Origin of the sequence: uncultured Modestobacter sp. (assembly GCF_947486615.1) — a bacterium.
Lineage (GTDB): Bacteria > Actinomycetota > Actinomycetes > Mycobacteriales > Geodermatophilaceae > Modestobacter.
The window spans coordinates 694736-705330 of the sequence record NZ_CANKUD010000001.1 but is presented as its reverse complement, the minus strand read 5'-3'; the positions used below and the strand labels follow the sequence as shown (position 1 = coordinate 705330).

The 10595-nt window shown below is 73.5% G+C and carries 7 protein-coding genes; 4 read left to right on the top strand and 3 right to left on the bottom strand.

Annotation, left to right across the window (positions count from 1 at the left end; translation table 11 throughout):
• Positions 1–81 precede the first annotated feature (81 nt).
• A complete protein-coding gene (locus Q1A09_RS03365; protein WP_299952046.1) occupies positions 82–750 on the bottom strand; it encodes an MBL fold metallo-hydrolase in 669 nt (222 codons plus the stop codon).
• A 47-nt stretch (positions 751–797) separates the two neighbouring features.
• On the opposite strand from Q1A09_RS03365, the gene Q1A09_RS03360 reads away from it, so the two are divergent.
• Together Q1A09_RS03360 and uvrA are read left to right on the top strand one after the other, a co-directional pair.
• Positions 798–2207 carry an amidase gene (locus tag Q1A09_RS03360; RefSeq protein ID WP_299952044.1) on the top strand — a complete coding sequence of 470 codons (1410 nt, stop codon included), beginning with the start codon at positions 798–800 and terminating at the stop codon, positions 2205–2207.
• A 198-nt stretch (positions 2208–2405) separates the two neighbouring features.
• Positions 2406–5297: an excinuclease ABC subunit UvrA gene (gene uvrA, locus Q1A09_RS03355; RefSeq protein ID WP_299952042.1), complete on the top strand. Its 2892-nt coding sequence runs from the start codon at positions 2406–2408 to the stop codon at positions 5295–5297.
• A gap of 3 nt (positions 5298–5300) precedes the next feature.
• On the opposite strand, the gene Q1A09_RS03350 is transcribed toward uvrA, so the two are convergent.
• Positions 5301–5954, bottom strand: coding sequence for a hypothetical protein (locus Q1A09_RS03350; protein WP_299952040.1), 654 nt, complete (start codon positions 5952–5954; stop codon positions 5301–5303).
• An 88-nt stretch (positions 5955–6042) separates the two neighbouring features.
• A complete protein-coding gene (locus tag Q1A09_RS03345; protein ID WP_299952038.1) occupies positions 6043–7305 on the bottom strand; it encodes a cytochrome P450 in 1263 nt (420 codons plus the stop codon).
• Positions 7306–7512: 207 nt separating this feature from the next.
• Between Q1A09_RS03345 and uvrC the strand changes: the two genes are divergently transcribed.
• Positions 7513–9579 (top strand): excinuclease ABC subunit UvrC, encoded by a 2067-nt coding sequence (gene uvrC, locus Q1A09_RS03340; RefSeq protein WP_299952036.1) that lies wholly within the window; start codon positions 7513–7515, stop codon positions 9577–9579.
• The gene (rapZ, locus tag Q1A09_RS03335; protein WP_299952034.1) at positions 9576–10550 is read left to right on the top strand and encodes an RNase adapter RapZ; all 975 of its coding nucleotides are present in this window, start codon (positions 9576–9578) and stop codon (positions 10548–10550) included. The genes uvrC and rapZ overlap by 4 nt, the downstream gene beginning before the upstream one ends.
• The last annotated feature ends 45 nt before the right edge of the window (positions 10551–10595 follow it).

Here is a 10595-nt window from a genome sequence, read left to right as displayed (position 1 = left end):
ACCGATGACTCCTCGGAACGAGAGGCCATCACCTCAAGTCAAGATCCAAGAACTTCAACGATGCTCTGTGCTACCGACCGGTCACCAGCCGCGGGCGCGCCACTCCGGCAGCTGGGGGCGCTCGGCGCCGATCGTGGTGTCCTTGCCGTGGCCGGGGTAGACCCAGGTGTCGTCGGGCAGGACGTCGAACAGCCGGTGCTCGACGTCGTCGACCAGGCTGGCGAACCGCTCGGCGTCGGACCGGGTGTTGCCCACCCCGCCGGGGAACAGGCTGTCGCCGGTGAAGACGTGCGTGCCCGCGCCACCCGGTCCGTGCCACACCAGCGCGATGCTGCCCGGCGTGTGCCCGCGCAGGTGCACCACCTCGAGCAGGTGGCCGCCGACCGGCACGGTGTCGCCGTGCTCGACCGGCCGGGTCACCGGCACCGGCAGGTCCGCGGCGTCCGCCGGGTGGGCGACCGTGGCCGCACCGGTGGCCTCGACGACCTCCGGCAGCGCGCGGTGGTGGTCCCAGTGCCCGTGCGTGGTCACCACGGTGCGGACGTCGGCGTCCCCGATCAGCGCCAGCAGCGCCGCCGGCTCGGCCGCGGCGTCGATCAGCAGCGACTCGCCGGTGGCCGGGTCCGTGAGCAGGTAGGCGTTGTTGGCCATCTCGCTGACCGCGAGCTTGGTGATGGTCAGCCCGGGGAGCTCGCGGGTGTCGGCGGGCCCGCCCACCTCGACGTCGCCGGTGTAATCGCTGCCGCTCATCGCACTCCGATCTGAGACTGTCGGTGGGCCCGTCTAGGTTCGACCGCATGGACGCTAGTGCAGGTTCCGCAGCCGCTCCCGTCCTCCCGGGGGTCGTCGGGCGGCCGGCCACCGAGCTCGCCGCACGGGTCCGGTCCGGTGAGCTCTCCGCGGTCGAGGTGGTCCGGGCGCACCTGCGCCACCTGGCCGACGTCGAGGCCCGCATCGGTGCCTTCCGGGTGGTGCGCACCGAGGCCGCGCTCGCCGAGGCTGCCGCGGTCGACGCGTCCCCCGACCGGGCCACGCTGCCGCTGGCCGGCGTGCCGGTCGCGGTCAAGGACAACGTCGCCGTCACCGGCGAGGCAGCCACCGACGGCTCCCTCGCGCACGTCCCGCAGCCCGCCGGCGAGGACCACGCGGTGGTCGCCCGGCTCCGCGCTGCCGGGGCGGTGGTGATCGGGATCAGCCGGGTGCCGGAGCTGTGCCTCTACTCCGCCACCGACGGGCCGGGCACCGTCACCCGCAACCCCTGGGACACCGCACGCTCCTCCGCCGGGTCGTCGGGGGGCAGTGCGGCCGCCGTCGCCGCCGGGGTGGTCCCGCTGGCGCACGGCAACGACGGCATGGGCTCGCTCCGGCTGCCCGCCGCCGCCTGTGGCCTGGTGACGCTCAAGCCCGGCCGCGGCGTCGTGCCCGGGCCGGTCGGGGTGAACTCATGGTTCGGCATGGCGGAGAACGGCGTGCTCGCCACCACCGTCGACGACCTCGCCGCGGGTCTCGCCGTGCTGGCCGGTGCGGAGCCGGCGACGCGGGCGGACGCCGGTCCGCTGCGGATCGCCGTCGCCACCCGCTCTCCCGTGCCGGGGGTGCGGCTCGACGCCGCGGGCCGCGCCGCGGTGGACGCCGTCGTCGCCGAGCTGCGCGCCGCCGGGCACACCGTCGTCACCCGCGAACCGGTGGTGACCCCGGCTGCGGCCCTGGGCACGGTGGCCCGCTGGCTGGCCGGCGGCGACGTCGACGCGGAGGGCCTGGGGCTGGACCGGCAGGCGATGGAGCCGCGCAGCCGCACCCACGCCCGGCTCGGCCGCTGGGTGCGCCGGGCCGGTCTCGTGCGACCTCGCACGGCGGAGGCGTTCCGCGCCCGGATGGAGGCATTCTTCGCCGACGTCGACGTGCTCGTCACCCCGGTCGTCGCCGGCCCGCCGCTGGCCGCCCGGCCGTGGCACGAGCGAGGCTTCCTGGCCAACGTCGCCGCCAACGCCCGGTGGGCCCCGTGGACCTCGGCCTGGAACCTGGCCGGGCTGCCGGCGCTGGTCCTGCCCGCCGGTCCGGGCCGGGAAGGGCTGCCGACGGCGGTCCAGCTGGTCGGCCCGGCGGGTGCGGAGACGCGACTACTCTGGCTGGCCGGTGAGCTCGAGCGCCGGCTGCCCTGGCGCCGGCACGCCCCCGTCTTCGACCCCGACCAGCCGACCGGCTGACCCGGCCCCGGCGGGGCCCGCCGCCGCGGGCGGGCCCCGGCGGGGGAGACGGAGCCGACACCGGGTCCGGGAAGCCCGCTTCCCGGCAGCTCGTTCCACCCGGCGATGACCTCCTCGCGGCTCTCGCCGAGCACTGCACCACTGGCCCTCGCCCCGCGCGCTGACCAGCACCGAACCACTGCGACCGACAGGGATCACATGGACCGGCTCGTCGTCCGCGGCGCCCGAGAGCACAACCTCAAGGACGTCCACCTCGACCTGCCCCGTGACGCGATGATCGTGTTCACCGGGCTCTCCGGGTCGGGGAAGTCCAGCCTGGCCTTCGACACGATCTTCGCCGAGGGGCAGCGCCGCTACGTCGAGTCGCTGTCGGCCTACGCCCGCCAGTTCCTCGGCCAGATGGACAAGCCCGACGTCGACTTCATCGAGGGCCTGTCGCCGGCGGTGTCGATCGACCAGAAGTCGACCAACCGCAACCCGCGGTCGACCGTCGGCACGATCACCGAGGTCTACGACTACCTGCGCCTGCTCTACGCCCGGGCCGGTCAGCCGCACTGCCCCAACTGCGGCAAGCCGATCGCCCGGCAGACGCCGCAGCAGATCGTCGACCAGGTGCTGGCGATGGAGGAGGGCACCCGCTTCCAGGTGCTCGCCCCGGTCATCCGGGCCCGCAAGGGCGAGTACGTCGACCTGTTCAGCTCGCTGCAGACCCAGGGCTTCTCCCGGGTCCGGGTCGACGGCACCGTGCACCCGCTCACCGAGCCGCCGAAGCTCAAGAAGCAGGAGAAGCACACGATCGAGGTGATCGTCGACCGGCTCACCGTCAAGGAGAGCGCGAAGCGGCGGCTCACCGACTCGGTCGAGACCGCGCTCGGCCTGGCCGGTGGCCTGGTCGTGCTCGACTTCGTCGACCTGCCCGAGGGCGACGCGCAGCGCGAGCGCACCTTCTCCGAGCACCTGGCCTGCATCGACGACGGGCTGTCCTTCGAGGCGCTCGAGCCCCGGTCGTTCTCCTTCAACTCGCCGTTCGGCGCCTGCCCGGAGTGCACCGGCATCGGCACCCGCAAGGAGGTCGACCCCGACCTCGTCGTCCCCGACCCGGGCAAGAGCCTGGCCGAGGGCGCCATCGCCCCGTGGGCCGGCTCGATGAGCAACGAGTACTTCCAGCGGCTGCTCGGCGGGCTGGCCGACATGAACGGCTTCTCGATGAACACCCCGTGGGAGGAGCTCCCCGCGAAGGTGCAGAAGTCGGTGCTGCACGGTTCCCCGGACCAGGTGCACGTGAAGTACAAGAACCGCTACGGCCGCGAGCGCAGCTACTACGCGGCCTTCGAGGGGGTGCTGCCCTTCCTCGAGCGCCGTCACGAGGACACCGACAGCGAGTTCATGAAGGACAAGTACGAGGGCTACATGCGGGACGTCCCGTGCCCCGTCTGCCACGGCACCCGGCTGAAGCCGGAGATCCTCGCGGTCAAGCTCAACGGTCGCTCGATCGCCGAGGTCACCGGGCTGTCCATCGGCGAGGCATCCGAGTGGCTCAACGCCCTGGAGCTCGGCGAGCGGGAGCGGGCCATCGCCGTCCAGGTGCTCCGGGAGATCCAGGCCCGGCTCTCCTTCCTCGTCTCCGTCGGGCTGGACTACCTGTCCCTCGACCGTCCGGCCGCCACCCTGGCCGGCGGGGAGGCGCAGCGCATCCGGCTGGCCACCCAGATCGGCTCCGGGCTGGTGGGGGTCCTCTACGTGCTCGACGAGCCGTCGATCGGGCTGCACCAGCGCGACAACGTCCGGCTGATCGAGACGCTGGTCCGGCTGCGCGACATGGGCAACACGCTGATCGTCGTCGAGCACGACGAGGACACCATCAAGCAGGCCGACTGGATCGTCGACATCGGTCCCGGTGCCGGCGAGCACGGTGGCGAGGTCGTGGTCAGCGGCACCTACGAGGAGCTGCTCGCCAGCGAGCGGTCGATCACCGGCCAGTACCTGTCCGGACGCCGGGAGATCGCCGTGCCGGAGAAGCGGCGCGAGCCCACGCCGGGCCGCGAGCTGGTGGTGAAGGGAGCCCGGGAGAACACCCTCCGGGGCATCGACGTCGCGTTCCCGCTGGGCGTGCTGGTGGCCGTCACCGGCGTGTCCGGCTCGGGCAAGTCCAGCCTGGTCAACGACATCCTCTACACCACGCTGGCCAACGAGCTGAACCGCGCGCGGATGGTCCCCGGCCGGCACCGCACGATCACCGGCCTGGACCAGCTGGACAAGGTCGTCGGTGTCGACCAGTCGCCGATCGGCCGCACCCCGCGGTCCAACCCGGCCACCTACACCGGGGTCTGGGACCACGTCCGCAAGCTGTTCGCCAGCACGTCGGAGGCGAAGGTCCGCGGCTACCAGCCGGGCCGGTTCTCCTTCAACGTCAAGGGCGGGCGCTGCGAGGCGTGCTCCGGCGACGGGACGCTGAAGATCGAGATGAACTTCCTGCCCGACGTCTACGTGCCCTGCGAGGTGTGCAAGGGCGCCCGGTTCAACCGGGAGACCCTGGAGGTGCACTACAAGGGCAAGACGGTGGCCGAGGTGCTCAACATGCCGATCGAGGAGGCCGCCGACTTCTTCGCCGCGATCCCCGCGATCGCCCGGTACATGCGCACGCTGACCGACGTCGGCCTGGGCTACGTCCGGCTCGGCCAGCCGGCCACCACGCTCTCCGGTGGCGAGGCGCAGCGGGTCAAGCTCGCCAGCGAGCTGCAGAAGCGGTCCAACGGCCGGACGATCTACGTGCTCGACGAGCCGACCACCGGTCTGCACTTCGAGGACATCAACAAGCTGCTGCAGGTCATCCAGGGGCTGGTCGACAAGGGCAACTCGGTGATCGTCATCGAGCACAACCTCGACGTGATCAAGAGCGCCGACTGGCTGATCGACATGGGGCCCGAGGGCGGGTTCCGCGGCGGTTCGGTCGTCGCCGAGGGGCCGCCGGAGTTCGTCGCCACGGTGCCGGAGAGCCACACCGGCCGGTTCCTGGCGGAGATCCTCGACCCGGAGGCCGTCGCCGCGGCCGCCGCGCCGAAGAAGCGGGCCCGCAAGAAGGCGAGCTGACCGCTAGCCGAGCGAGCCGCCTGCCGGGCCGATCCGCGGAGAGCCGCTGGCCGGCCCGGCATCCTGGGCGGTCCACCCGAGAACGGCAACGGCGTGCTGGCGTCCGTCGCGCACGTCCAGCAGCCGGGCGCCCGACGGTGCTGGTGCCCGGCCGGTCTGCAGCGCCTCGGACACCTCCCGGACGGCCCGCTGGGCAGCGTCCGGGCCGGCCACCACCCAGACGGCCGCACGGGTCGGCCCCGCCGAGGCGGTGAGCTCGACCAGCCACGGATGGGTGGGCTCCTGCGCGATCCGCCGCGCCACGCGGCCTGTCCTGAGGAGCAGGACCGCGAGCGCGCCCAGCGCCGTCCCGCCGCTCGTCGCCCAGATGTTGCGGGCGGCGATGACCTCGTCCCGCAGCGGGTCCTCGCTGGCCCCGGGGGCGTGCGGGCCCTGCCAGCGGGACGAGCGACCCAGCACCCAGCTAGCCCGGGGCGGCGGGGGTGCCGACGCGGCCGCCGCCGCCCAGGGCGCCAGCAGTCGGTCGACCGCCTGGCTGTCCGGCGGCACCGCGGGAGCCGGCAGGACCCCCGCGCGGTGGCAGCTGACCCGCCAGAGCCCACCGCAGCGGTCCGGAGCCACCACGCCGTCCCGTTCGCTGCTCGTCGTGCCGCGCATGTCCACCCCGTCCGTCGCCGACCACTGTCCCGGGGCACTGTGGCAGGAGTGCCCGCTCCTGTACCGGCGTTGTCCACAGGTGGCTGGATCAGCCGGTGAGGGCCCCGGCCGGCACCGGTTCGACCCCGTGCACGACGAAGCCGTCCCGCGGGAGAGCGGGCAGCTGGGACAGGCTGACGCTGAGGTCCTGCACCCCGACCTGGTACCGCATCGAGCGGGTGAGCAACCGCACCGCTTCGGCCATGAGCAGCCGGGTCATCGGCTCGCCCGGGCAGCGGTGGTCGTCACGGAAGTCCCCGGCACCTTGCGGCACGAGCGTGTACGGGTCACCAACCCAGTCGCGGAACCGCTCGGGGCGGAAGACCTCGGGCTGCGGCCACAGCCTGGCGTCGTGGCAGGTGCCGTAGAGGTCCAGCAGCACGCGCTCACCGATCGGGAAGTCGTACCCGTGCCAGCGGAAGGGCTGCCGCACCCGGCCGGCGATCAGCGGGAAGAACGGGGACACCCGGCGGACCTCGTCGACGAACCCCATCAGGTCCGTCTCGTCACCTGCGGCGAAGGTCTGCTGCCAGTGCGGGTGCTGCAGCAGCGCCAGCGCGGCGAACACGACGTACCGGCTGACCGCCACGATCGGGCGGAGCACGTTGAGCAGTTCGACCCCGGCGGCGGGCACGCTGAGCAGGGCACCGTCGCCGTCCCGGTGGGCTGCGACAACGGCCAGCGCGCTGCCGGCGGGCACCTCCAGTTCCCCGTGCCGCACCCGGGTCACCAGGCCCCGGGCCCAGCGCTCGGACCGATTGCGCAGCGCACGGGCCCACCAGTTCCGCGGGCCCAGTGTGCCGGCCCGGTCGACCATCGCCGAGAGCTCCCGGCTGCGCAGCCTGACGTCGAGCGCGCTCATCGGCACCCCGGCCCAGCGGGTGGCCGTCCGGGTGAGCACCTCGGTGGTCGCCTGGTGCAGCACCACCCGCCCGGTCCGCTGCCACGTCGGGACGGCGCGTCGCCACTCCTCACCCAGCACCGCGGTCACCGCCTCGCTGCCGGTGCCCTGGAGCACGGTCAGGAACATGTCCTTGCGGTGCCGGTGCGCGTCGCCCTCCAACGTCTGCACGCTGCCCAGGTCCTGGAGCAGGTGCAGGATCGACGGCGGGAAGGCGTCGGTGCGGTCGAACCGCCCACCGCTGTAGAACAGCTCCGCTGCCTCGGCGCCGCGCAGGCACACCGCCGGCTGCAGCAGCAGGCGGGTGCGGAAGGCGTCGGAGCCGAGCCGGTCGCAGCGCCGGGAGATGAAGGTGTAGCCCTCGCGGAGCAACGCCAGGCTGCTGTCGGGGCTGGTCAGGGAGGGGATCACGGGGCCTTCTCAGGGCTGGCGGTGTGGGCGCCCCTCTGCTCAGGTCGCCGCCCCATCCTCGCGGCCGCATGCGGGCCGTGCCCACCGGGGCGCCCGGCGCGGTGCCGGCGGAGGGACCGGTCGAGGGAGGGGTGCCGGGGGGGGGCCGGCATGGGGCCGGGCAGGAGCGGGCGACGCGTTGTCGGTGCGCCGACCTAATCTGGGGTCATGCCCGACCCGTCCTCGTACCGCCCAGCGGTCGGCAGCATCCCGGAGAGCCCCGGGGTCTACAAGTTCCGCGACCCGGGCGGCCGGGTCATCTACGTCGGCAAGGCCAAGAGCCTCCGGCAGCGGCTGAACAGCTACTTCGCCGACGTCTGGGGTCTGCACCCGCGCACCCGGCAGATGGTCACCACCGCCGCCAGCGTCGAGTGGACCGTCGTCGGCACCGAGGTCGAGGCCCTCCAGCTCGAGTACAACTGGATCAAGGAGTTCGACCCGCGGTTCAACGTCCGGTACCGCGACGACAAGAGCTACCCCAGCCTCGCCGTGACGCTGAACGAGGAGTTCCCGCGGCTGCAGGTGATGCGCGGGCCCAAGCGCAAGGGCGTCCGCTACTTCGGCCCCTACGCCCACGCCTGGGCCATCCGCGAGACCCTCGACACGCTCACCCGGGTCTTCCCCGCGCGCACCTGCTCCAACGGCGTGTTCAAGCGGGCCAGCCAGATCGGCCGGCCCTGCCTGCTCGGCTACATCGGCAAGTGCGCCGCGCCCTGCGTCGGCCAGGTCAGCGCCGAGGAGCACCGGGAGATCGTCGACGACTTCTGCGACTTCATGGGCGGCCGCACCGACCAGATCATCCGCCGGCTCGAGCGCGAGATGGCCACCGCGGCCGAGGAGATGGAGTACGAGAAGGCCGCCCGGCTGCGCGACGACCTCGGTGCCCTGCGGCGCGCGCTGGAGAAGCAGGCCGTCGTCCTCGGTGACGGCACCGACGCCGACGTCGTCGCCTTCGCCCAGGACGAGCTGGAGGCCGCCGTCCAGGTCTTCCACGTGCGCGGTGGCCGGGTGCGCGGCCAGCGCGGCTGGATCATCGACAAGGTCGAGGACGTCACCACCGGCCAGCTCGTCGAGCAGTTCCTGCTCCAGGTCTACGGCGGGGTCGACGAGGAGACCGGCAGCGGGGAGGTCGGCGAGGCGGTGCCCCGGGAGGTGCTCGTCCCCGAGCTCCCCGACGACGCCGAGGTGTACGCCGAGCTGCTCAGCGAGCTGCGCGGCTCCCGGGTGTCGCTGCGCGTGCCCCAGCGCGGGGACAAGCGCAGTCTGATGGAGACCGTCGAGCGCAACGCCAAGGAGTCCTTCGCCCGGCACCGGGTGAAGCGCGCCAGCGACCTCACCGCACGCTCCCTCGCGCTGTCGGAGATCCAGGAGGCCCTCGACCTGCCCGACGCCCCGCTGCGGATCGAGTGCATCGACATCTCGCACGTCCAGGGCACGAACGTGGTGGCCAGCATGGTCGTCTTCGAGGACGGCATGGCCAAGAAGTCCGACTACCGGCGGTTCGCCGTCGCCCAGGGCACCGACGACACCGCGGCGATGGCCGAGGTGGTGCGCCGCCGCTTCGCCCGGCACCTCAAGGAGGAGCAGGACCGCCGGGACGAGCAGGGCGTCGCCGCCGAGGAGGGCCGGCCGCGCCGGTTCGCCTACCCGCCGAACCTGCTGGTCGTCGACGGCGGCGCCCCGCAGGTCGCCGCCGCCAGCCGTTCGCTGGCGGAGCTGGGCATCGTGGACGTCGCCGTCTGCGGTCTGGCCAAGCGGATGGAGGAGGTGTGGCTGCCCGACGACCCCGACCCGGTCATCCTGCCGCGCACCTCCGAGGCGCTCTACCTGCTCCAGCGGGTGCGCGACGAGGCACACCGGTTCGCGATCACCTACCACCGGCAGAAGCGATCCAGCACCATGTTGGTCTCGCTCCTGGACGACGTCCCGGGGCTCGGCGAGACCCGGCGGAAGGCACTGATGAAGCAGTTCGGATCGCTCAAGCGGCTGCGCGCAGCCACCGTGGCGGAGCTCACCGCCGTCCCCGGCATCGGCCGGCGCACGGCGGAGGCGGTGCTGGCCGCCGTCGCCGAGCCGGTCGCCGCCGGTGCCTCGCCCGACGTGGTCGCCGAGGACGCCGTCGAGCTGGAGGCCCCGGTGGACGCCGGCAGGGGCGCGCGGCCGGTGCGCGGCGCAGCGGCGGGGGACACCGCCGAGATCGGCCGCGTCCACCCGGCCGTCGGGACCGGCGCGTGACCGGCACCGAGCAGGTCGCCGGCGGCCAGGTCGCGGGGGCTCCGGTGCCGGCCGGCCCGGCCGGGCCGCAGAGCGACGTCCCCCCGTCCGGCGACGCGGCGACGACGGAGGTGCCGCCGCTCGACGTCGTCGTCGTCACCGGGCTGTCCGGGGCCGGCAAGAACAGCGCCGGCCGGGTGCTGGAGGACCTCGGCTTCTTCGTGGTCGACAACCTTCCCCCGGCTCTGCTCCAGCCGATGGTCGAACTCGGTGCCCGCGGTGACCTGCGCCGGTTCGCCGCGGTCGTCGACGTGCGCAGCCGGGCCTTCTCCAGCGACCTGGAGGAGGCGATCCGGCAGCTGGCCGAGGCCGGGCACCGGCCCCGGGTCGTGTACGTGCACGCCCGCAACGAGGTGCTCATCCGGCGGTACGAGTCGGTCCGCCGCGAGCACCCGCTGCAGGGCAGCGGGCGGCTGATCGACGGCATCGACGCCGAGCGGGAGCTGCTCACCGGGATCGCCGGCGAGGCCGACCTGTGGGTCGACACCAGCGACCTGAACGTGCACCAGCTGCGGGCCACCCTGGAGGCGGCGTTCGTCGAGGACGGCGCCCCGCCCGAGGTGGTGGCGACGGTGCTCAGCTTCGGCTTCAAGTACGGCCTGCCGCTGGACGCCGACCTCGTGGTCGACGCCCGCTTCCTGCCGAACCCGCACTGGGTCCCCGAGCTCCGGGCGATGACCGGGCGGGACGCCGAGGTCCGTGACTACGTGCTCGGGCAGGACGACGCCGAGTCCTTCCTGGACCGGTACTCCGAGGTGCTGCGCCTGCTGCTGCCCGGCTACCGGCGCGAGGGCAAGCGGTACCTGACGCTGGCGGTGGGCTGCACCGGCGGCAAGCACCGCAGCGTCGCGATCGCCGAGGAGTTCGCCCGCCGGCTCAGTGCCGAGGGCGTGCCCGCCACCGCCCGCCACCGCGACCTGGGGCGCGAGTAGTGGACCCGGCCGCGCCCGAGGAGGCGCCGGTACGGATCACGGCAC